At 64.1% G+C, this 22,044-nt stretch carries 21 protein-coding genes; 9 read left to right on the forward strand and 12 right to left on the reverse strand.

Features of this window, described 5'->3' with window-relative positions; translation table 11 throughout:
* The first annotated feature begins 209 nt into the window (after window positions 1-209).
* Both AC0L26_RS28340 and AC0L26_RS28345 read left to right on the forward strand, forming a co-directional pair.
* A complete protein-coding gene (locus AC0L26_RS28340; RefSeq protein ID WP_473635541.1) occupies window positions 210-464 on the forward strand; it encodes a type II toxin-antitoxin system Phd/YefM family antitoxin in 255 nt (84 codons plus the stop codon).
* A complete protein-coding gene (locus AC0L26_RS28345; protein ID WP_473635542.1) occupies window positions 461-715 on the forward strand; it encodes a Txe/YoeB family addiction module toxin in 255 nt (84 codons plus the stop codon). The genes AC0L26_RS28340 and AC0L26_RS28345 overlap by 4 nt, the downstream gene beginning before the upstream one ends.
* Before the next feature lie 54 nt (window positions 716-769).
* On the opposite strand, the gene AC0L26_RS28350 is transcribed toward AC0L26_RS28345, so the two are convergent.
* Window positions 770-1,675 (reverse strand): LysR family transcriptional regulator, encoded by a 906-nt coding sequence (locus tag AC0L26_RS28350; RefSeq protein ID WP_473635543.1) that lies wholly within the window; start codon window positions 1,673-1,675, stop codon window positions 770-772.
* 200 nt (window positions 1,676-1,875) lie between these two features.
* Window positions 1,876-3,156, reverse strand: a complete 1,281-nt coding sequence (locus tag AC0L26_RS28355; protein ID WP_473635544.1) for an NAD(P)/FAD-dependent oxidoreductase — start codon at window positions 3,154-3,156, stop codon at window positions 1,876-1,878.
* A gap of 108 nt (window positions 3,157-3,264) precedes the next feature.
* On the opposite strand from AC0L26_RS28355, the gene AC0L26_RS28360 reads away from it, so the two are divergent.
* Together AC0L26_RS28360 and AC0L26_RS28365 are read left to right on the forward strand one after the other, a co-directional pair.
* Window positions 3,265-3,939 carry a GntR family transcriptional regulator gene (locus AC0L26_RS28360; protein ID WP_473635545.1) on the forward strand — a complete coding sequence of 225 codons (675 nt, stop codon included), beginning with the start codon at window positions 3,265-3,267 and terminating at the stop codon, window positions 3,937-3,939.
* 27 nt (window positions 3,940-3,966) lie between these two features.
* Entirely contained in the window at window positions 3,967-4,758 is a 792-nt protein-coding gene (locus AC0L26_RS28365; protein WP_473635585.1) for a pseudouridine synthase, read from the forward strand.
* A 72-nt stretch (window positions 4,759-4,830) separates the two neighbouring features.
* Here the strand turns inward: AC0L26_RS28365 and AC0L26_RS28370 are convergent, their stop codons facing one another.
* The 4 genes from AC0L26_RS28370 to AC0L26_RS28385 all read right to left on the reverse strand — a co-directional run bounded on the left by AC0L26_RS28370 (window position 4,831) and on the right by AC0L26_RS28385 (window position 9,833).
* The gene (locus AC0L26_RS28370; protein ID WP_473635546.1) at window positions 4,831-6,561 is read right to left on the reverse strand and encodes a Na/Pi cotransporter family protein; all 1,731 of its coding nucleotides are present in this window, start codon (window positions 6,559-6,561) and stop codon (window positions 4,831-4,833) included.
* 84 nt (window positions 6,562-6,645) lie between these two features.
* Window positions 6,646-7,737 (reverse strand): phosphate ABC transporter substrate-binding protein PstS, encoded by a 1,092-nt coding sequence (pstS, locus tag AC0L26_RS28375; RefSeq protein WP_473635547.1) that lies wholly within the window; start codon window positions 7,735-7,737, stop codon window positions 6,646-6,648.
* 346 nt (window positions 7,738-8,083) lie between these two features.
* A complete protein-coding gene (locus tag AC0L26_RS28380) occupies window positions 8,084-8,827 on the reverse strand; it encodes a 2OG-Fe(II) oxygenase (protein ID WP_473635548.1) in 744 nt (247 codons plus the stop codon).
* Between the two features lie 112 nt (window positions 8,828-8,939).
* A complete protein-coding gene (locus AC0L26_RS28385) occupies window positions 8,940-9,833 on the reverse strand; it encodes a DMT family transporter (protein ID WP_473635549.1) in 894 nt (297 codons plus the stop codon).
* A gap of 204 nt (window positions 9,834-10,037) precedes the next feature.
* Here AC0L26_RS28385 and AC0L26_RS28390 point away from each other — a divergent pair, with 204 nt between their 5' ends.
* Window positions 10,038-10,379 (forward strand): hypothetical protein, encoded by a 342-nt coding sequence (locus AC0L26_RS28390; protein WP_473635550.1) that lies wholly within the window; start codon window positions 10,038-10,040, stop codon window positions 10,377-10,379.
* Entirely contained in the window at window positions 10,380-10,931 is a 552-nt protein-coding gene (locus tag AC0L26_RS28395) for an RES family NAD+ phosphorylase (RefSeq protein ID WP_473635551.1), read from the forward strand.
* 109 nt (window positions 10,932-11,040) lie between these two features.
* Here AC0L26_RS28395 and AC0L26_RS28400 read toward each other — a convergent pair whose 3' ends face one another.
* Entirely contained in the window at window positions 11,041-11,970 is a 930-nt protein-coding gene (locus tag AC0L26_RS28400) for a LysR family transcriptional regulator (protein WP_473635586.1), read from the reverse strand.
* Between the two features lie 98 nt (window positions 11,971-12,068).
* On the opposite strand from AC0L26_RS28400, the gene AC0L26_RS28405 reads away from it, so the two are divergent.
* Window positions 12,069-13,079: a zinc-dependent alcohol dehydrogenase family protein gene (locus tag AC0L26_RS28405; RefSeq protein WP_473635552.1), complete on the forward strand. Its 1,011-nt coding sequence runs from the start codon at window positions 12,069-12,071 to the stop codon at window positions 13,077-13,079.
* Between the two features lie 398 nt (window positions 13,080-13,477).
* Here the strand turns inward: AC0L26_RS28405 and AC0L26_RS28410 are convergent, their stop codons facing one another.
* Genes AC0L26_RS28410 through AC0L26_RS28420 form a run of 3 tightly spaced genes read right to left on the reverse strand, consistent with a single transcriptional unit; the run spans window position 13,478 to window position 17,255 of the window.
* Window positions 13,478-15,799, reverse strand: a complete 2,322-nt coding sequence (locus AC0L26_RS28410) for a xanthine dehydrogenase family protein molybdopterin-binding subunit (protein WP_473635553.1) — start codon at window positions 15,797-15,799, stop codon at window positions 13,478-13,480.
* Entirely contained in the window at window positions 15,796-16,779 is a 984-nt protein-coding gene (locus AC0L26_RS28415) for an FAD binding domain-containing protein (protein WP_473635554.1), read from the reverse strand. The genes AC0L26_RS28410 and AC0L26_RS28415 overlap by 4 nt, the downstream gene beginning before the upstream one ends.
* Entirely contained in the window at window positions 16,776-17,255 is a 480-nt protein-coding gene (locus AC0L26_RS28420) for a (2Fe-2S)-binding protein (RefSeq protein WP_473635555.1), read from the reverse strand. Before AC0L26_RS28420 ends, AC0L26_RS28415 begins: the two co-directional genes overlap by 4 nt.
* Window positions 17,256-17,608: 353 nt before the next feature.
* Between AC0L26_RS28420 and AC0L26_RS28425 the strand changes: the two genes are divergently transcribed.
* Window positions 17,609-18,241 (forward strand): TetR/AcrR family transcriptional regulator, encoded by a 633-nt coding sequence (locus AC0L26_RS28425; RefSeq protein ID WP_473635556.1) that lies wholly within the window; start codon window positions 17,609-17,611, stop codon window positions 18,239-18,241.
* A gap of 83 nt (window positions 18,242-18,324) precedes the next feature.
* Here AC0L26_RS28425 and AC0L26_RS28430 read toward each other — a convergent pair whose 3' ends face one another.
* Window positions 18,325-19,230: an alpha/beta hydrolase gene (locus AC0L26_RS28430; RefSeq protein WP_473635557.1), complete on the reverse strand. Its 906-nt coding sequence runs from the start codon at window positions 19,228-19,230 to the stop codon at window positions 18,325-18,327.
* Window positions 19,231-19,488: 258 nt separating this feature from the next.
* Here AC0L26_RS28430 and AC0L26_RS28435 point away from each other — a divergent pair, with 258 nt between their 5' ends.
* Window positions 19,489-20,424, forward strand: a complete 936-nt coding sequence (locus AC0L26_RS28435; RefSeq protein ID WP_473635558.1) for a hypothetical protein — start codon at window positions 19,489-19,491, stop codon at window positions 20,422-20,424.
* Between the two features lie 29 nt (window positions 20,425-20,453).
* Here AC0L26_RS28435 and AC0L26_RS28440 read toward each other — a convergent pair whose 3' ends face one another.
* Window positions 20,454-22,010, reverse strand: a complete 1,557-nt coding sequence (locus AC0L26_RS28440; RefSeq protein WP_473635559.1) for a serine hydrolase — start codon at window positions 22,008-22,010, stop codon at window positions 20,454-20,456.
* Window positions 22,011-22,044 lie beyond the last annotated feature (34 nt).

The following is a 22,044-nucleotide window of genomic DNA, read 5'->3' on the forward strand; positions in this document are numbered from 1 at the left end:
TTGCCCCAAAACCGCTGCGCACTTCTGGGCGACATGCTTTGTGTTCCCATGGGGAATGTGACCGAAAATGCGTGCGCCTCAAAGCATCAAAGAGCGCGCGCCCCGATGCCTAAAAGGCAACGGACCATTGGGCGCGGGCCTGAAGTTCGACACTGACAGCGTCCGGCGATCCCCCTTGCATATTGTACTCAAATACGTACATATACACCATGCGTACCACCTCTTACAGTGATCTACGGAAGAACCTTGCCGCCATGCTCGACAGCGTGACAGCGGATCATGACCCTGTGGTTATCACGCGCGACAAGGGCAAGCCTGCAGCGGTGCTGATGTCGCTGGAGGATTTCGCCTCCTATGAGGAGACGCGCTACCTGCTGCGCAGCCCGGCGAACGCCGAGCGGCTGCTTGGCGCGATCGCCGATCTCGACGCGGGCAAGGGAAGCGAGCGCGAGCTTTCGGAGTGAAGCTCGTCTTTCACGAGCGGGCCAGGGAGGATTACCTGCACTGGCAGGCCAATGACCCGAAGCTGTTGGTGCGCCTTAACGGCCTTATCAAGGAATGCCTGCGCACACCTTTCGCCGGCACCGGCAAGCCGGAGCCATTGCGCGGGCCGCTGTCGGGCTGGTGGTCCCGGCGCATCACACAGGAGCACCGGCTGGTGTACCGGCCGACCGAGGACGGCCTGCTGATCGCACAGTGCCGGTTCCACTATTGACACCGTTGCCGTCAGTGACGGGACGCTACCTCTAACACACAGCGCCTTTCACCTTCACAATCCGCTCTGGCTGGCGATCAGGCTGCTCAGCCGTTCGAGCAGGTGACTGGGCAGCGGCGCCAATCGACCGCGAGCGCGGTGCACGACGCTGAGCCGCTGGCTGAAGCGGGCAAGTTCGGCGATCGGAATGAAGGTGACCGCCCGGGAAAGATGGCTGTGCAGCACGTCGATCCGGTTGAGAATGGCGATGCCCTGATCGAGCATGGCGAAATGCTTGAGCAGCTCAAAACTGTTGGATTCCAGCACTGGCTCGAGCGACAGGCCGGCAGAGGCGCAGGCATGGTCGAAGTGATCGCGCAGCGTGACGCCGACCTGCGGCATGATCAGCGGAAACCGCCTGAGGTCGCCAAGGCGCAGCACGGATTTCGAGGCAAGTTCATGGTCGGGCAGCACGACGGCGCCGCAATGGCTCCACATCGACTCGGCAACGGTTAGGTTGGGTGTGTCGGGAAGATCGAACGCAAAACCCAGGTCGATCTCCCCGGCCGCGACCTGCCGGGCGATGTCGCCGGCCGCCAGAACGCTGACCGAAAACCGTGTGAAGGGCCGTTCGCGGCGATACTCGGCCAACGCATAGGACAGCATGTCGTTGGCGAGCCCGCCCACCGTGGCGATCGATGCGCTGGCGAAACGGCCGTCCTTCAGCGTCTCGATCCGTTCGATCGCCCTTTTGTGATGCTTCAGCGTTTCCCTGGCATGGGTGATCAGCACCTCGCCGGCGGCGGTCGGCCGCATCTGACCTGGCAGGCGCTCGAAAATCGGCGTCCCCAGCTGTTGTTCCAGCGCGATGATTTGCCGGTTGATGGCCGACGCCGCGACGTTGAGCGTCACAGCCGCCTTGCGGATCGAGCCGCAGCGGGCCACTTCGTCGAGATAGCGAAGCAAACGAGAGTGGATCAAGGGATCTCCGGCTGGTGTTACGCTGCTTGGGCCGCAGTGCATCAAGACGGAACACCGTCAGCCGCGTCAAGGCCCGCACGTTTCGCCCGAGGCTGGTTGCTGGTGCTCTACGGCGCCTCCCTCTGTCCCGCCGACCTCTCCATCTCACACAGGGAGACAGAACTCCTTTTTTCTCAAAGGGATACAAGCCAGACGTGAATCTATGCGAGAGGCATTCTCGCCGTATCGAAGGCGCATTGGCAAATTCCCCAGCCGGGAAAGCGGTCCGGGCGCAGCCATGGCTGCGCCGGGTAGCCATCTCCCGAAAGCACCGCGTCCACCAGCCAGCGCGCCGTGGCCGGTGCTGCATGCATGCCGATGGAGCCCATGCCGCCATGCACGAACAGGCCTTCGATATCAGTCTTGCCGGCGACCGGCAGACCGTCGGAGAGCATCGGCCGGTTGCCGGGATAGACGTTGCTCACCCGCGGCGAGCCAAGGCCGGGCAGCATGCGCAGCGTGCGGCTGGCGATCCGGCTCGCCATATCGGTATTGCGAACCAAGTCGCGAAAAGCCGGCTGGAACGATGCGCCGAGCCGCGCATCGCCGCCACGCATCGGATTGAGGCAGATGGCCTCGACGGCCGGCTGGTCGTCCCGCTGTTCGGCGACGTCGGCAAGGCCGGCGAGGCTCATCCGCTTTCCCAGTTCCTCCTGGTCCGGCCATGTCAGCTCCTCGACGATCCACGGCAGTTCGAAGTCGAGTTTGCCCAACTGGATCAGCCAGCCGCGACCGGCTGTGAATGGCAGGCCGGGCAGCGGACCGTCGCCGACGGTTCGCCGCAGCAGGTCGCCCATCCACAGCCCGTTGGCGATGAAGACGAGATCGGCCGCTATGATCCCCTGATCGGTCAGCACGCCCTGGACCTTGCCGCCCTTCGAAAAAATCTGCGCGACGCGAAGCCCTGTCCGGATCACCGCACCGGCCTCGCGGGCGGCGTGGGCGAAGGCATGCGTTGCGCCCATCGGCTCCAGCGTCCAGGCGCGGCCGACGTGATAGCCGCCCGCCACCTTGAAGCCGATGCGCGGGTAATCCCGCGCGAGCTCCGCGCCGGTGATCTTCTCCATGGCGACACCGGCGGCCCGGTAGCGACCGGCGACCACCCCGGCCGCCTCGAAGCTGGCCTCGTCCTCCGAGATGAGCAGGTGGCCGATCTTGCCGAACTCGAACGGCACCGCTCCTTGCGAGATCTTTTCATAGATCGCCGCGCAGGCGTCGAGCATTTCGACCACTTCTGTCTGCGGGCCGCTGAGCAAGGTGCCGGTGTTGCGCCCTGAAGATTCGGCGGCGATCACCGTCTGTTCGAGAACGACCGTTTTGACGCCCCTCGACGCCAGCTCGTAAGCCAGCGTGCAGCCGGCGATTCCACCACCGATAACGACGGCATCGACCGGTCCGCTGTTGGAGCCCGGTTTCTTGTGTGGATCCGATCCGGGCGACATGGAGCTCCCCTGCCGATACGCGGCAACCCTGTATACTGGTATACGAGAATACAGATATCCGCACAAGCCGCTTTCTGTTACGCAAGCTCCAGGTGATAGGAGAATCGATTGCGCGGACTTGGCGATGGCGTGATGCAGAAACCGCTGACGGTCGCGGAGCAGGTGGCCAACGTGCTGCGCGAATCGATCGCCGACGGCAGCCTGGCGGCCGGCACACCGCTGCGCCAGGACGATCTTGCAGAGCGCTTCGGCTTCAGCCGCATGCCGGTCCGCGACGCGCTTCGCCAGCTCGAGGCCGAAGGCATCGTTTCCATTCATCCGACCAAGGGCGCGCATGTCGCCAGGATGGATGTTACCGAGATCAGGGAGATCTTTGCGGTCCGCGCACTGCTCGAAAGCGAGGCGCTGCGGCTCTCGGTGCCCAACCTCGGCATCGAGACGCTCGACGAGGCAGGCCATGTGCTCAACCAGATCGATGCCGAGCCGAATGTCGGCCGCTGGGGAACGCTGAACCGTGCCTTTCACCTGGCCCTTTACAGCGCCTGCGGCAACGCCCGGCTCCTCGGTCTCATCGAAGCCCACCACAATGCGGCCGACCGCTACGTTCGCATTCTCCTGTCCAACCTCAACTATCGCAGCCAATCGCAGGAGGAGCACCGCGACCTGTTGACGAGCTGCCGGCACGGCGATGCCGCCGCGGCCGTCCGCATCCTGCGAAAGCACCTCAGCGAGGGGATGGAAACGCTGGCCCAGGCTGGAGACGGGCCGGCGGGAAAGTCCTGACCTTTGCCGCAACGACCACGCAAGACGATGACGCCGCGACCGAATGTCGGCCGGCAACGCGCCGCGCCTAGTGCCGGGGCCAGCACTCCCCGAGTAAATCCCTCCGGCGTCAGCCTTTGCCGTGCGCTGTCGAAACTCGGTCTGTGCTCGCGCAAGCAGGCGGAAGTTCTGGTCGCCGAAGGCCGCGTCCGGGTCGCCGGCAAAATCGTGCGCAACGGCTCGATGCGCGTCGATCCCGGCCGCGACCGCATCGAGGTCGACGGCAGCCGCGTCATTGCCGAGCGCAAGGTCTATCTGATGATCAGCAAGCCGCGCGGCCTGGTTACCACTCGCGACGACCCGCAGGACCGCGGCACCGTCTATGACTGCCTGGCAGAACTCGATCTGCCCTTCGTGTCGCCGGTCGGCCGCCTGGACAAGGCCAGCGAGGGCCTGCTTTTGATGACCAACGACACGCGCTTCGCGCAGCGCCTGCTCGATCCCGCCTCGCACGTCGCCAAGATCTATCACGTGCAGATCGGCGCCCTGCCCGACCAGGCCATGCTGGCGCAGTTGCGCGCCGGCGCGACGGTGGATGGCGAGGATTTGACGGCGCGGTCGATCGACATCCTGCGCAGCGGCACCAGCACCGCCTGGCTGGAAATCGCCCTCGACGAAGGCCGCAACCGCCATATCCGCCGGCTGCTCGGCGCGTATGATGTGGAAGTGCTTCGTCTTGTGCGGGTGGCGGTCGGCCCCTTGCAGCTCGGCGACCTTGCCAAAGGTAAGGCCCGCCACCTCACGGCCGAAGAGCTGGCGTTGTTCGCGGCCTCGGCCTGAGCGAAGGCGCATCGCTCCCTTCTCCCTTGTTGCGGGAGAAGGGAAAGGGGCAGCCCCGCCCGGCCTTGACCGCTACTCCGCCGGAACCGGGCTGAGGCCGGTGTCACCCATCGAGTGCGGCTTGGCCTCCTTGCGTGCCGAGGCACGGGCGAGCACGCTCTGCCGGTTGACCGATTTGCGCTCGGCATCGATGCGGCGGATCAGGATTTCCGCCCGCTCGATCGAACCGAGCAGAGCCAGGATCGTGCCGCGCTCGGCGGCGCCTGCATTCGGACCGAGCGCCAGTGTGCGGGCGCGCAGTTCCTCGACCTCCGGGAGATTGACATGGCCGGCCGGCATCTGCGGGTGGGAGATGCCGTAGGTCGGCAAGATCTCCCGCAGCGAAGCATCGAGCTTGCTCAACGCGACGTCGACGATGGCCTGCGCCGGGCTGCTGAACTTCTCACGCCTGACGCGGCGTGCCACCTGATGCATCGATTCCGTCAGGGCAGCCGTGAAGTCCGCCTCCTCGATCAGGCTGGCGATCAGGTCGAGCTGGTCGTAAGGCAGATCCTCTTTCATCAGCTCGGCGGTGTAGGCGCGGATATCGCGGCTGAGAATGTCGGTTGCGAGATAGTGCTCGCCCGGATCCGACGGCGCCTTCTTGGCCGAGCGTGCGATGTCGAGGAACATTGCGCCGGCCTCGAGGTGACGGGCCGTCTCCTGCTGAACGGCGGGAACGGCCTTGGCAAAATCGCCGGCCAGCTTGCGGTCGAGGAATTTCGGCGTCGAGAAATCCTCCGTGTCCTCGGCATCCGTGTGGCCGACACGCGACAGAACCCGCTCGAACACACCGATGAACGGGAACAGCAACAATGTATTGAAGATGTTGAAGAAGGTCGAGTAAAGGCCAACTGCGACCGGCACCAGGGGAAAGGTCTCCTTGCCGTCGACGATCACCGGAATGGCGGGATCGCCGCCGAAGAACTGCATGGCCCATTCCAGGACCTGCATCGAGACGAAGAACAGCGGGATGGTGATGCACACGCCGATGATGTTGAACGAGATGTGCGCGTATGCGGTCCGCTTGGCATTTTTCGAAAGATTGAGCGAAGCCATCCACGAGGTGATCGTGGTGCCGAGATCCGCGCCGAGCGAGAAGGCGACGGCCGTGGTCCAGTCGAGAATGCCGGCGGCCCCAAGGCCCATCACAATGCCGATCGTCGCCGAGGACGAATGGATCATGGCGGTCACGCCGGCGGCGATGAACACGCATTTGAGAAGGTTGAGATAGGAGTCGGCCGTGAGGCTCTGCAGCAGGGCCATGACTTCGGGCAGATTGCGAAGTGGACGCAGGCCGCCGGTCATCAGGTTGAGGCCGTAGAAGATGAGCGCGAAGCCCATGCCGGCGAGCGCTATGTTCTTGACCTTTTCACTTTTGGCGAAGCAGTAGATCAGCGAGAACACCCCGGCCAGGATCAATCCGAGCGGACCGAGCGGCAGGGCGATCAGCCCGTTGCCGAGCGTGGTGCCGATATTGGCGCCCATGATCACGCTGATCGCCGGTCGAAGCGCGATGACGCCGGCGTTGACCAGGCCGACGACCATGACGCTCATCGCCGTCGACGACTGGATGACGCCGGTGATCAGTGTTCCTGCCAGCACGCCCTTGATCGGCGTTCCGGCGGCCTTGGCGAGAAAGGCGCGCATCCGGTTGACCGAAAGCGCCTGGATGCCGTTCGCCATGAAGTCCAGGCCGAGCATGAAGATGCCCAACCCGCCGATCACCGGCACGAGGATGTCCTTGAAGATATCTATGTCCATGTGACGCAGTCCCCAACAAGCCGTTACCACGGCGCGATATGACGTTAAGTTCAGATGCTGCGCGAGGCAGCCTAGCTCTTCCGCTCAGTTTCCGACGGGCACTTGCCTTGCCCAGTATTGTTCGACCTGGTCGACGAGCGCCTTCGGCAGCGGCACATAGCCGAGCGCGGTGGCGTCGCCGGCGCCTTGCGCGAAGGCGAGCCGGAAAAGGTCGTGCACCCGGCGATAGCGATGTTCCGAACGGCCAGAGACCTGAACGACCGCGAACACCGCCGTGCTGATCGGATAGGCGGCGTCTCCGTCCCGATCGGTCAGCGAGGCGAAGAAATCGGTCGTTTTCGCCCAGTCGACGGATGTCGCCGCAGCCTGAACGCCGTCTGGCTCCGGCTTGACGAATTTGCCGGATTTGTTCTCGATCAATGCGTAGGAAAGGCTTGCGCGCTGGGCCTGGCCGGATTCGGCATAGGCGATCGCGCCCTTCGTGTCGTGCACGGCTCGAATGAGGTTTTGAGTGCCTTCCGCGTCGGCGCCGAGCGGCCACGAGATCAGCGTATCGGCGCCGTATTTGGCCTTCCACTCCTCGCTGACCGCCGACAGATACTCCGTGAAGACAAAGGTCGAGCCGGAACCATCCTTGCGATGAAGCACGCTGATTCTGAGATCGGGCAGCGTCAGATCCGGATTCGCCGCCTTGATCGCGGGATCGGACCATGACTGGATCTTGCCGAGATAGATGTCGGCCAGAAGCGGCCCCGTCAGGCGAAGGCTTCCCGGGCCAATACCGTCGAGATTGACGACGACGGCGATGGCGCCCATCACGATCGGAAACTGCTGGCGGCCGGTTTTCCTGAGCTCGGCAGCGTTGATCGGTGCATCCGTCGCCGCAAAGTCCATGTCCGGCTGATCGAGACGCAGGACGCCGGCGAGCGAGCCGACGATTTCATAGTCGACCTTCCAATCGGGCGAAACATAGTCGCCGCCATCGGCGCGGGCGCTCTCGTAGGCGGCTGCCCATTTGCCGATGATCGGGGCGGCCAGCGTCGATCCGGCGCCGCGAATAGGCTCAGCCTGTGCAGCAGCCCCGACCATCAAGGCAACAGCCAGCGTGATGGCGCCACTTCCGGTTATTTTCGCCCATTTGCGCCGAAGTGACGCAAAGCTTAGTGGAAAAATCATGGCGACCCCCGACTATACTGCGCAAACAAATAGCTAATTTTCAGTCTTGGCAGATATCAACAGTCGTCCGCCCAGCGAACGAACGCCGGTCGAGAAACAACATCGCCCATCGTATGAACCTTGGTTAACGATTGGATGACAGAGATCTTGTGGGGCAAATCTTTTTTATTCGGATTTTCCGCGATCGCCGCGACTGCCTGAAGAATTATTCGGCAAGCCCGTGCGCGATCGGCCGTTTGCCGCTCGGCGACTTGCCACGGGCAAGGCACGCCATCTCACCGCCGACGAACGGATAATATTTGCGGCCTGAGCTGCGCGTCGCCTCTACCCCCAGCCCATCCGAAGCTTACTTCGCGTCGTGAAAGATGATGCCGACGGTGTGGCGCGTGCCGGAGCGAAGCCGGCTGACGCCGTGCCTGAGATTGACCCGGTAACTGCCCTTGCTGCCTTGCACCGGACGATTGTGGACCGCGAAGGCAACCGCGTCGCCCTGGCGCAGCGGCACCACCTCGGCGCGGCTCTGCATGCGCGGGCGCTGTTCGGTCAGCACGAACTCGCCGCCGGTGAAATCCTTGCCAGGTTCGGACAGCAGGATCGCCACCTGCAGCGGGAAGGCAAGATCGCCGTAGAGATCCTGATGCAGGCAGTTGAAGTCGCCGGGACCATATTGCAGCAGCAGCGGCGTCGGCCGCGTCTGGCCCTGCTCGTGGCATTGCTCGAGGAATGCGGCGTGTTTGTCCGGGTAGCGCTGGGCGATGCCCATGCGCTCGTTCCAGTCGTTGGCGACCGCGGCAAGGCGCGGATAGAGCGCGGTGCGCAGGCCGCCGATCAGCTCGGGCAAGGGATAGCGGAAATAGCGGTATTCGCCCTTGCCGAAGCCGTGCCGCGCCATATGGACATGGCTGCGAAAGTGGCTTTCGTCAGGATAAAACCCGGCGATCTCCCGGCACTCTTCCGGTGTCAGCAGCTTTTCAATGACCGCGCAGCCATAGCCGCTCATCTCCGCGGCCAATGCCTGCCAATCATATCCAGCGACGCGCGTCTCTGCCGATCGGACCGCTGCCTTCGAACCTATCGAATGAATGGTCATGGCTTTGCCTCCTGTGGCTTCGTCCTGACATCAGATGGGTGAAACAGCGCGAGCAAACCACCCGTTTCCTGCCAACGGGCCGCGCATAGTGGGGGTGTTGCGTCTCACAATCTCAAGCACCGGTGGCGCCGTTTTCGGGCGCCGGCCTGATCGCTCCGTCCCCCGAAGTGGCGAGGTAAAGGGCGGCGCCGAGCATGATCGTCGCCCCAAGCATGCCGACGAACGATGTCCGCTCGCCCAGGAAAAGTGCCGCGCCCAAGGCGCCGAACACGCTTTCGGCGCTGACGATTACCGCTGCGTGGCTGGCCGAGGTGAAACGCTGGGCAATCGTCTGGATGCCGAAGCAGACGGCTGTAGAGAATACGCCGAGCACAAGCAGTTGCGGCCAGGCATCGAACGCATTGGCAGGCGACAGATTGCCGTGGAAGAAGCCGAGCGGCAGGCTGATCACCGCCGCGCCAAGGAGCTGCGCCGCCATGGCGGCGAACGGGCGTCCATAGGTCTGCGCATGGCGACCGAGCTCGACCATCCAGAGCGCGTAGCAGCCCGCCGACAGCATGACCGCCACATCGCCCTGGTTGAAGCTGGCGATGCCGCCGGACAAGAGCAGCGCGCCGACTAGCGTCAGGCCGGCGGCGAAGCCGACAGCCGCTGTCAGCCGCTCGCCGATCAGCAGCCACGCCGCGAAGGGCGTCATCACAGTCGCCGTGCTGACCAGAAAGCTGGCATTCGTCACCGACGTGCCAAGATAGCCGATCTGCTGCAGGACGATCGCGATTGCAAACAGCACGCTGACCCTTGCCAAGCTCGCGCGATAGAGGCCGCCTGGCGGTCGCCGGGCTTCGGTGGCGATCAGCGGCAGCACCAGGATCCAGCCGATCAGGCAGCGCATGCCGACTGCGCTCAACGGGTCGAGATGATCCAGAATGGTCTTCTGCGGAACATTGCCGAGGCCCCACAGTGCCGCAGCGACCAGCAGAAGAAGATTGGCGTGCAGCTTCGACATCGTTTCCCCTCGCTTTGACGCGGGGAAGGTGGCCGAAGCCAGCTTACGGATCGCCTACGCTGAAAAATGACCGCCGGCACAAGGCCTCTTTGCTTCGCTCCCGAGCGCAAACCCTGCCTTGACAGTAACATTGCGGTTTCATATTTTATTTCTGTGAAACGCGTTTGCGCATAGTCTCACAAGAGGAGCCTGGAAAAGAAGAGCATGGCGTTGCGGGCAGTCCCAAGGTTTCTCGACGAATTGAGCACTCTTGGTGGCCTCAGGGGGACCGATATTGCAAACATCACTGAGGTGTCGAAAGCCACGGTTTCCCGATGGAAGGCCGGAGACATCAAGCCGCAGCCGCGAAGCGAGCTTATCCTGTCGGACCTGCATTACATCGTCGGCCGCCTGCAGGAATTCTACGAGCCAAGCGAAATAAGGACATGGCTTTATGCCCGGCACCCCCAATTGAACGGAGAAAGAGCGATCGACCTTATTCACGATGACCGTAGCATCGACGTCCTCAAGGTCATCGATCGGCTTGAGAACGAGGTCTTCCTTTAATTGACCGCCGGGCGGAAACGACGCGACAGCCAACTCATTGACGCCGTCGAGGCGATCGCTCCGGTCGAATACTCCGGAACGGTCTGGCGCGTCGTGCGCCAAGGCCGCGATCCGACCCAGTGTTCGAATTCCGGTGGTCGTTGGGATGATGGCATATTCGACGTGCTCTACACCTCCGAAAGGCGGGAGGGCGCGTTGAGCGAGATGAGATTCCACCTTACGCGCGGACAACCGGTGATCCCCTCACGCGTCAAGTACAATCTTTTTGAGATTGATCTGGCGTTGGGACGAGCTCTCAGACTGCTCGACCTGGCTGCATTGCAGGTACTGGGTTTGGATACTTCGCGATACGGGCAACTTTCCTATCAAGATAAGAACGCTGAATATCCCAGGTCGCAGGATATCGGCGAGGTTGCGCATTTCCTCGACTATGACGGCCTGATCGTCCCGAGCGCCCGACATGACTGCCTGAATGTCATTGCCTTTTGCGATCGGCTGCCGCCTGAAGCGATGACAACAAAACCCGACCACGGCGAAATCGACTGGACATAGCGCTTGGCGCCGTCGCAGCGCAATCCGTCGCGGCGGGGAGAAAGGATCAGCTTGCTCGGCTTTCTGAACGACGAACGCCCCAGCAGCGGGGAGATCGACAGTTGCAGCCTCACCTCCGCCACGGCGGCTCTGGCGCAAAGCGCTTGCCGATCCAATCGGCGAAGGCGCGTGTCTTGGCCGCTTGCCCCTTGGCTGAAGGCATCACGATATAGACCGCGCCCTCGTCGGCGAGCGTCCAGTCCTCCAGAACAGGCACCAGCCGTCCGTCGGCGAGTTCGCGTCCGACCAGCCAATCCGTGCTCATCATCAGCCCGACGCCCTGCACGGCGGCGTCGACCAGCACCTCGGCATCATCGGTGACCAGCGGCCCGGAAACCTCGATACGGACGCGACGGCCCGTGCTGTCGGTCATCTCCCAAGCGGGAAAGGTCTGGAACCCTGTGAAACCCAGGCAGCTATGCTCAAGAAGCGCTTGCGGCGTGGTAGGCGTGCCCCGGCGAGCGAGGTAGGACGGCGCGGCGCACAGCAGCCGCCGCCGTGTCGCCACCTTACGCGCCACCAGTCGCGAGTCCTCCAGCGCGCCGAGACGGACGGCGACGTCGAAATTCTCGGCGACGAGATCGACAAAACGGTTGGAGAACTCGGCCTCGATACGAACATCAGGAAATTCGGCGAGAAATTGCGGCAGCAGCGGTCCGATCCACATGCGCCCGAACGATCCGGGCAGCGCCAGTCGCAGCACGCCGCGCGGCCCGCCGCCGGCATGCGCCGACGCAGCCGCCTCGGCCTCGTCTACTGCGGCCAGGATGGCGCGGACGCGGACGAGGAACTCCGCTCCCGCCTCGGTCAGCGACACGCTGCGCGTCGTCCGGTGCAGCAGCCGCACGCCCAGCCGATCCTCCAGCGAAGCCAGGCGCCGCGACAGGACCGTCGCGTCGCGCCCGACCCGCGCCGCCGCTTTGGTGAAGGAGCGCGCCTCGGCGATCGCCGCGAAGGCGGCCATTTCGGCGAGCGCTATCGGCTCATGGGATTGCTGCATCATACGCAGAACTCAAATGTAAAAACCAAGGATTACGCAGAGATAGCGCAGCAGGTAGATTCACTCAATCCCCGTCAACCGGGCCACGGAGTGAGACCATGAAAGCCATCGAACTGACTGCACCCCGACTGGACGCCTTTCGCGCGGCCACCGTTGCCACACCAGAACCGCAGCGCGGCGAAGTGCTGATCCGCCTGCGTGCCGCGAGCCTCAATTTCGTCGATGTCGCGGTAGCAAGCGGCAACTATCCAGGTCCCAGCTTTCCGCTCATTCCCGTCGTCGACGGCGCCGGCGAGATCGTCGGCATCGGCGAGGGCGTGTCGAGGCTCGCCGTTAACGACCGCGTTATCGCCCATGCAAAACCGCGCTGGATCGGCGGCCGCCCGCGGCCCCATGAGACGACCGAGATGCGCGGCCTGACCCTGCCCGGATCGCTCGCCGAGTATGTCGCGCTGCCGGCCAACGCCGTCGTGCCGATGCCGGCGCACCTGTCCTTCGAAGCGGCGGCGACGCTGCCGATCGCCGCGACCACCGCCTGGAACGCGATCCGAGCCGCCGATGTCGGGCCGGGATCGGTCGTCGTCCTGCTTGGCACCGGTGGCGTCTCGATCTTCACCTTGCAGTTGGCCAAGGCAGCCGGCGCGACGGTCGTCATCACCTCGTCGTCGGACGACAAGCTGGAGCGCGCCAGGGCGCTCGGCGCCGATCATCTGATCAACTACCGCACGACACCGGACTGGGATGCCAAGGTGCTCGAACTCACCAACGGCCTCGGTGCCGACCTGATCGTCGAGACCGGCGGTGCCGCCACCTTCGCCCGCTCGGTCAACGCCACGGCAACCGGCGGCACGGTGTTCACCATCGGCTTCGTCACCGGCACCGAGACCACCGCAAACCTGCTGCCGATCATCGTGAAGGCGCTCAAGGTGGTGGGCAACAACACCGGTTCGGTGTCCGACCTGCACGACGCCGCCCGCGCCATCGCCGCTGCCCGTATCGAGCCGGTCATCGACACAGTGTACAGCCAGGACCAGGCAGCCGAGGCCTACGCACACATGGCGGCCGGCGGCCGGCATTTCGGCAAGCTTGCCTTCGCGCTGGAGTGGTGAGGAGGCGAAAGCGGCCGAGCGCGCAATCTCCCCCCTCGAGGGCAGGCAATCGCATATGGCAGCGCCAGCCCCCTCTCCGGCCGCTGCGCGGCCACCTCTCCCCCATTCCATGGGGGCGAGGAAACGCCAACCGCCGAGGTCGCGGCCTTGAAAAGCTTGGGTTCCTCGCCCCCACAAAGTGGGGGAGAGGTGGCTCGGCGAAGCCGAGACGGAGAGGGGGAGCGCCATATGCGATTGCCCTGCCTCGAGGGGGAGATGTCGCCAAAGGCCACAGAGGGGGGTGGGGTCGACTGGAAGCGGCCCCTTGTCGCCGACAGAGAAGGCCGGCGCTTCACGCGAGACGACCCCCTCTGGCCTGCCGGCCATCTCCCCCGCAAGGGGGGAGACTCGCCTCCACCTCAGATCAGCTTCTCCAGCGTGATCGGCAGATCCCGAACTCTTTTGCCGGTGGCGTGGAACACCGCGTTGGCGATCGCCGGAGCGACGCCGACGATGCCCAGCTCGCCAACGCCCTTGCCGCCGAGCACCGAGGAATGCAGGTCGGGGATGCCGACCGAGATCACCTCGATGTCGGGAATGTCGGCATTGGTGGCGATGAGATAGTCGGCAAGATTGTTGTTGACGATGCGGCCATGGCGGCGGTCGACGACGCCTTCCTCGAGCAGCGCCTGGCCGATGCCCATGATGATGCCGCCCTTCCATTGGCTTTCGGCGAGCTTGGGATTGTAGAGCCGGCCCGAATCCAGCGCCGACACCACGCGCGACACGCGGACCGTGCCGAAATCCTCGTCGACGCGCACCTCGATGAAATGCGCGCACCAGCTGTGGCGGGAATAGTTGCCCTCGGTATGCGGCAGCGCCATCGCTATGGTCGTGTTGTTCTTATAGCGATCCTCCGCCGTCCAATTGGCCGGCGTGGTGTCGCCCATCGCCTCGATCTGGCTGCGCCCGACGCTGCCAAGCAGCTCGGTGATGGAGACTTCGGGGCCGTTGCCGCGTGGTGACCTTATGCGGCCATGGGCGACGACCAGCGTGTTGGCCTGCAGCGCATGGAACGGCGAATTTGGATCGCTGATCGCCAGCCCGACCAGCTGATCGAGTGCGGCAGTCGCCGCCTTGTGCACGGCGCCGGTCATCACGCCGGCCAGCCGAGACCCGCCGGTGACGCCGGCGCGGGCATAGCGCGAGTCACCCAGCTTCACCACGACGTTCTCAGCCGGCACGCCCAGCGTTTCGGCGGCGGTCTGTGCCAGGATCGTATAGGTGCCCTGCCCCATGTCGATGCTCGAGCTTTCGACCTCGACCGAACCGTCGGCGAGGATGCGCACCATCGCCTCGCCATAGGCGCGCCGCACCGGATAAGTGCCGGCGGCAACACCCCAGCCGATCAGTTGGTTGCCGTCGCGCATCGAGCGCGGCTCGCGTGGGCGCTTCGACCAGCCGAAGGCTTCCGCGCCAACCGCGAAGGCCTCGCGCAGCTGCCGTGTCGACCATTGCTTTTTCGCCTCTGGATCCTGCTCGGCATAGTTCCTGAGCCGGATTTCCAGCGGATCGATGCCAACCTCATAGGCGAGCTCGTCGATGGCGCTTTCGATGCCGAAGGCACTTGGGTTCTCGCCTGGCGCGCGCAACGCCCCCGGCACCACCGTGTTGACCCGCACGACATTCTGCCGCGAGGAGAAATTCGGCGTTTGATACATGATCGAAGTGACCGAGCCGAGCGGCTCGACCCACATGCCGTCGACCGAAGTCTCGTTGACGCCGCGGTGCACGATCGACTGGATCCGTCCCTCGGCGTCGGCGCCGAGCGCCACCGTCTGGCGCGTCGCCGCCCGCCCGCCATAGGCGGTGAAGGTCTGCGGTCTGGTGACCGCGAGTTTCACCGGCCGTCCCAGCATCTTCGCGGCCATCGCCGCCACAGCGCCGTAGCCGTAGGCGAATGCCTTGGAGCCGAAGCCGCCGCCGATATAGGGCGAAACCAGCCGCACATTCTCGAACGGCATGCCGAACCATTCGGCATAGGTCCGCGCCATGCCGTCGAGCCATTGGCTGGGCTCCCACACCGTCAGCCGGTCGCCCTGCCAGTGCGCGATCAGGCCGTGCGGCTCCATCGGCGCCTGGTATTCGCGCGGCGTGTTGTAAGCCGCACAGATCCGCACCGGAGCCGCGGCGAAAGCCGCTTGCGCGTCGCCCCATTCCCTGGTCATCGTGTCGACCGGAATGCCGTCGCCGGCCTTTGGATCATCGAGATCGACGATGGCCGGCGTCTCGTCATAGCTGACTTTGACAAGTGCTGCGGCCGCGGCCGCCTGCTCGAAACTCTCGGCAACCACCGCCGCGACATGCTGCCCGCTGAAGGTGATGTCGCGCGCCAGCGGACAATAGGGAGCGTCTGGTGGCGGCGTGCCCAGCCAGTCCGTCGCGGTGTTAAGGCGCAGCACATTGTCCGGCGTCAGCACCAGAAGCACGCCCGGTGCGCTTTCAGCCGCTGCCGTGTCGATCGAACTCACCTTGCCGGCGGCGATCGTGCTCTCGACGAGAACGGCATGGCTCAGCCCTTCGAGCTGCTGCTCGACTGCGTATTTTGCGGCGCCGGTGATCTTGGCCGGGCCATCGACGCGCGACAGCCGCCCGCCCACTGCTTCCGCCAAAACGGCGCCGTCCGAAGCGTCGCCTCTCTTTGAATCACCCTGTCTGGTTCTGATCTCGTGAACGGTCATGCCGTTTCTCCAACTTTAAGGATGGCGCGAGCGACGACGCGCGGCACCAGTTCGATCTTGTAATGGTTGGCGCCTTGGTCGACGGCGCCCTCGATGGCGAGCAGGCTGGCTTGCTTGACGATATCGGGCTCCAGCAGCTTGCCCCTGAGCGCCTCTTCCACGGCGCGAGCGCGCCATGGTTTGGTGGCGACGCCGCCGAGCGCCACACGCAGGTCACGGATCGTTCTTCCGTCGGCTTCGAACTCGATGCCGACGGCAGCGCTCGCGGCGGCAAACTCATAGGATTGCCGGTCGCGGACCTTCAGATAGGTCGAACGCCCTGCGGCGGCCGAAGCAGGAATGCTGATCGCGGTGATCACCTCGCCCGGTCCGATCGCATGTTCCCTGTCGGGCGTGGTGCCCGGCAGCAGAAAAAAGTCGTCGACCGCGACCTGGCGGTCGCCGATATGGACCACCGCATCGAAGGCGACCAGCGCCGTCGCCAGATCGCCCGGATAGGTGGCGATGCAGGCTTCGCTGGTGCCGAGCACGGCATGGCCACGGGTGACGCCGCCGATCGCCGAACAGCCGCTGCCGGGCGAGCGCTTGTTGCAGGCGGGAAAGTTCGCCGGATCGCGGAAATACGGGCAGCGCGTGCGCTGCATCAGATTGCCGCCGATGGTCGCCATATTGCGGAGCTGCGCCGAGGCCGCCTGCCACAGCGCTTCCGAAATGGCGGGGAACCGGCTCTTGATGTCGGCGTGGTCGGCAACGCTGCTCATCCGTGCCAGCGCGCCTATGGTAGCGCCCCGGTCGTCGACCGTGATCGCATCCAGCCCCTTGAGATGGGTGATGTCGACCACGGTGTGGGGTTCGGCGACGCCGCATTTGGCGAGATCGACGAGCGTCGTGCCGCCGGCCAGCAGCATGGCGCCGGGCAGCGCCGCCGCCTGGCGTGCCGCATCGACGGTATTGGCGCGCAGATAAGAAAAATCCCTCATGACGCGACCTCCAGTGCCGCCTGGCGCACGGCGGCGACAATGTGCGGATAGGCGCCGCAGCGGCAGAGATTGCCGGCCATATATTCGCGGATCTCGTCATCCGAACCGGCATGGCCTTCGCGGATGCAGGCGACAGCCGACATGATCTGGCCCGGTGTGCAGTAGCCGCACTGGAAGGCGTCCTGTTCGAGGAAGGCGGCCTGCACCGCGTGCAGCGTGCCGTCGTCCTGGGCAAGCCCTTCGATTGATGTGACCGCCCTGCCCTCGGCCTGGACGGCGAGCATCAGGCAGGCAAGCACGCGCTGGCCGTCGACATGGACGGTACAGGCGCCGCATTGGCCCTGGTCGCAGCCTTTCTTGGTCCCGGTCAGGCCGAGATGGTCGCGCAAGGCGTCGAGCAGCGTGACGCGCGGCTCGACCTCCAGTTCATGGCGATGTCCGTTGATGTGAAGTTGGATGGGAGTTTTGCTTGTCATGGGGCGTCTGGCTCCAGTTGCTTGACGCGGAGGGTTAGGGGCGAAAGCGTGATCTCCCCCCTCGAGGGGGAGATGGCCGGCAGGCCAGAGGGGGTCGTCTCGCATGGAGCGCCAACCTCCACTGTCGCAGGAGGCCGCGCCCGGTCGAACCGACCCCCTCTGTCGCCTTCGGCGACATCTCCCCCTCGAGGGGGGAGATCACGCTTTCGCCGGCTTGCAGGCTTTCAACACGTGACATACCGGTTCCTCTGATTATATGATAAAGGTGCTCCACTAAAACGGAGGCGCCTCCGTTTATTACGTGGGGGCTGAACCGGTCGGGTTCAAGCCCCGTATTCGCAGTGGAGAAAAAATTGGCTTCGCAGCCGCCCGCAACCACCAAGGACAAGCCCGACGCGACAGCGGCAAAACCGTTGCGCGCCGATGCGCAGCGCAACCGCGATGCGCTGGTCGAGGCCGCCGCGGTGGCCTTTGCCGCACATGGCGTCGATGCCTCGCTGGAGGAGATCGCGCGACAGGCCGGCGTCGGCATCGGAACGCTCTACCGGCACTTTCCGACGCGCGAGCATCTGGTCGAGGTGGTTTACCGGCGCGAAGTCGAAAGCCTGTGCGCGGCCGCAGACGAGCTTGCCCTTCACCATCCGCCTGATATGGCGCTGGAACAATGGATGCAGCGCTTCGTCGACTACATCGCCACCAAACGCGGCCTGGCGACGAGCCTGCGCATCCTGCTCAACACCAATTCAACCCTGTTCTCGGACATGTCCAGCCGGGTGTCACTCGCTCTGCGGCAGCTGATCGATGCGGCGGCGGCCGACGGCTCGATCCGCAACGACGTCGACGCCTCCGATGTTCTGCACGCGCTGGGCGGCATCTATTCGGCGCCCGACACCGAAGACTGGCGCGACCGCTCGCGCCGGCTGGTGTCGCTGCTGATGGATGGGCTGCGGTTTGGGGCGGGCAGGCCGGCGAAGGATAGCGGGTGAAGGCTGGGCCGCCGAAAGCATGGCGCTGGGACGAAGTCCGCTTTGCGCCAGCAGCTGCCTCACCCAACGGCTATAGCCACGGGTTATAAATACTCGCGGACAAACATGCCGGCGCTGTGAAGAGCGCGCCAACCGGCATTCAACCCCGCATTCCAAACCGGCCAAGCGTGAATCATATGCGGCCAGATTTCGAGACGGACTTTGACGTCAGCCGCGCCAGCGGCTTCCGCAAGCCGAGTTGCGTCCGACAACAACGTCTCGGCCGAACCGACCTGTATCAGCATTGGGGGATATCCGCTCAGATCGGCGAACAACGGCGAGATCAGGGGATCGCGGCGACCAACGCCGTGGGGAACATAGGCGGTTGCCAGTTCCTCCAAATACGCCCGGTGGATGATAGGGTCGATCGCGTCCTTAGTTGATAGTGTCGCGCCGGACATCGAAAGATCCGTCCAGGGCGAAACCAGCCAAAGACATCGCGGCAACCGCTCCCCTGCCGCGGACAATATACTGACCAAGCACAGGGTGAGGTTGCCGCCCGCACTGTCTCCGCCAACCACGATGCGATCCGGCGCGATCCCTTGCCGGTTCAGAAAGCGCCATGCGGCGAGTGCGTCTTCATGTTGCGCAGGGAAAGGATGTTCCGGTGCGCGTCGATAGTCGATCGCGAGCGTGCGCATTCCCATTGCTCGACCTGCCTCGGTCACCATTCGACGATGGCTTTTGAGAGAGCCGGAACAATAGCCACCACCGTGGAAAAAGAGCAGAACCTTATCCCTGTCACTCTCAGGCGCCAGGGACCACTCGCCCTCGAGGCCATCGAAAACCGCATCCTCGCATCGGATGTCGTCCGCAATCGGCCACACTGAGCCAACCTCGTCGAGCCGTGCCCGGCGTTCGTCCCAGCCCACCGGCCGTGGCTTTGACGTCAACAAACTGCGGACGGCGTTGATCTCCGTCAGATCGAGGTCTTCGTCCACATCGCTCATTTTGCTTCCCTAGCCTCAAAACCGGCGGACAGCAGCAGCCACACGTCATCAACCGCCGATGCCGGCGCCATGGCGAATACACGGGACGACAGGTCGCCCGTAAACCCGCTCGTCATCTTTTAGCACTGCCCCCGCAAATGGTCGAACCTCGGGAACATCGTGTTCGGGTCTTCCAAGACATTGCCCTACGAACATGTAGGTGTTGAAGCGGAATGGTATTAGTCTGCGCGATCTGAGGCTTCGGGGACGCGGCAAAGGATGGATTTCAACTCAGGCCAAGGCTACTTCCTCATCGGCAGCCTCATTTTGGTCGGCGCCGGGCTCCTGATCCTTTCGCTGATCGTCAATGTTCGTGTGGCGCACAATGTGCGCCACGACATACGCCATCGTGAAAAGCTGCTGGAATATTATCGCAACATCTTTTCCCAGCTCGGCGTGATCCTGATCGGCATCGGCGTTTCTCTGTTCATCTTCTTTTTTCAGCAGAATTATCAGGACCAGCGCAAACGCGAAACGGAGCTCCAGCTGGTTCTCGCCAAACTGGCCGCGCGCATTGCTCGCGGCGCCGCCGTGGTCGAATACCTCGGCGAATTCGATGCGCTGCTGGACGATGGCGGGCCCTATATCAGCCCGGAACTCGGTGGAACGAACACCGCGATCAGCGCACACGGGGCGGAACTCGGCAAGCAGGTCGCCAGTATCCTTCTGGTTGAACGCGACGTTGAGGTTCAAGCGTTCGAGATCCTGAATTTGTCGCGCGATTTCGAAGCATCGTTCGTCGTCAACGAACTCAATCCTGCGCTGTGGTTCAACATCGTCCGGGATGAGAGCGAGATCAAATATGCCGCCACGCAGCTCGCCCTCGACTACAAGGACTTGCAGGATGCGATCGGCGGAGACTCAATCGCGGTTGCGATCGCAAATCCTGGAAAGGAGGCAAAGATCAAGCAGGAGGTGCTCGACATCTTCTATGACGCCGACCTCTTGCGCCAGCGCAGCAGGAGACTTCTCGGCCGCGCGTGCTGGCTTTTCAGCCAGGGGCGCAGCTTCGTCAATCTTGGACCAGTCAACGAGATCGAAGCCGATGCCAGGTCGCACCAGGAATGGATCGACCGGTCGAAACCTTTCCTGACGCAGTTGAAATCGGGAAGCGGCGATTGCTTCAAATTGCTCCAGTTCGGCCCGGCGCCCTGAACCGGCAAAGGTGAGCCAATGAGCGCGGGCTAATCGCCCACGCGCCGCAGCGTGCCAAGATGATTGCCGTCGAGAAATTCCACCGTTATGGCCGACGCCTTGCCGTCGGGGCCGAGGACAAAGCTTACGACAGACGGCGCGTCCGGCGTCTCGGCGTCCGGATAGGTCAGGAACGTGTCGCGGTCGAAATGCTCCAGTGAATAGGACCGGGCGCCGCCCGGCCCGACCTTGAGCACAAGGCCATCGCCCTCACCCGACACAACCGCATTGCCGATGAAGTCGTTGAAATAGCGGCCCTTATAGGCGCTGGCCGGTCCGGCCGGGCTTGCCGGAGACGGCGGCGCGGCATAGGTGGCCTTGGCGGCGGCGACCGCCGGGCCGAACAGGCTCGCATAGGCATCGTCCCATGCCTTGACCCAGTCCTTGTCGACCTTTCCATCGAAGGTCATGTCGGCGAAGCTGTCGGACAGCCCTTCCGGCACGCCTGTCGAAAAGGCGTTGGCGACAATCACGATGCCAAGCTTCTGCTCGGGAAAGAGCGTCACCAGCGTACGGGCGCCGACACTGAAGGCACCGGCATGGCCCCAGCTCAGGCCATGCCGGCCGAATTCGACATTCCAGCCGAGGCCGTAGAACGACTCGCTGCCTGAGACGGGGTTCTTGCCCCGCGTCATCAGGGGAACATGTGTCTCAGCCAGCGCATCGGCGGCAATCAGTGGCTTGCCGTCATAGACGCCATTGCCGAGCACCAGGCGCACCCATTGCGAGAGATCGCGTGCCGTGGAGCTGACGCCGCCTGCGGGCGCCTGCGCATCAGGATCGCGCTTTACCTTCGCGGCCCAGGCGCCGTCGATCTTGACGTGGAGCGCGGCGCGATTGGCGTGCTTGATGAAGTCCGCATGACGGGAACTGGTCGAAGCCATTCCAAGCGGACGGTAGAGCTTCTCCTCGGCGATCTCCTCCCAAGGCCTGCCCGTCGGCTTCGCGGCCGCGACGGCACCCTCGGTCAGGCCGAAATTGCTGTAGGAGTAGCCGGCACGAAAGCTCGACATGGGCGGCACGAAACGCAGCCGATGCAGGATCTCCGCGCGGTCGTAGCCAATGCCCTCGAGGTCGTCGCCGGCCGTGCCGGGAAGTCCGCTGCGGTGGGCGAACAGGTCGCGGACCGTGAGTTCGCTGGTCGGATAGGGCTCCGACAGCCGGAAGCCCGGATCGAGGTCGGCGATCTTCGCATCCCAGGAAACAATCTCGTCGCTGACCAGCGCCGCCACTATCGTGGCCGAGACCGGCTTGGAGAGCGAGGCGATCTGGAACACCGTGTCGGCGTCAACGGCCTCCGGTTTGCCGGCCTCGCGATGCCCAAACCCCTTGAGGAAAACCACCTTGTCGTCATGGACGACCCCGATGGCGAGACCAGGCACCCCACCATCCGCGACGACGCCTTCGGCGAACGCCTCGAGCTTCGACAGGGCGGCAGTGATCCTGTCGGGCGTAATGGTGTCGGCCGACGCTGCATGCGGCGAAAGCACCATGGTGGCGATGAAGGCCCACATCCCCCAACGGCGGAGAGTCCGATCCAGTCGCACGCTCCAGTTCCTCCCCTGCATTTACCAGTTCATA

The organism is Mesorhizobium sp. WSM4823, assembly GCF_055811195.1.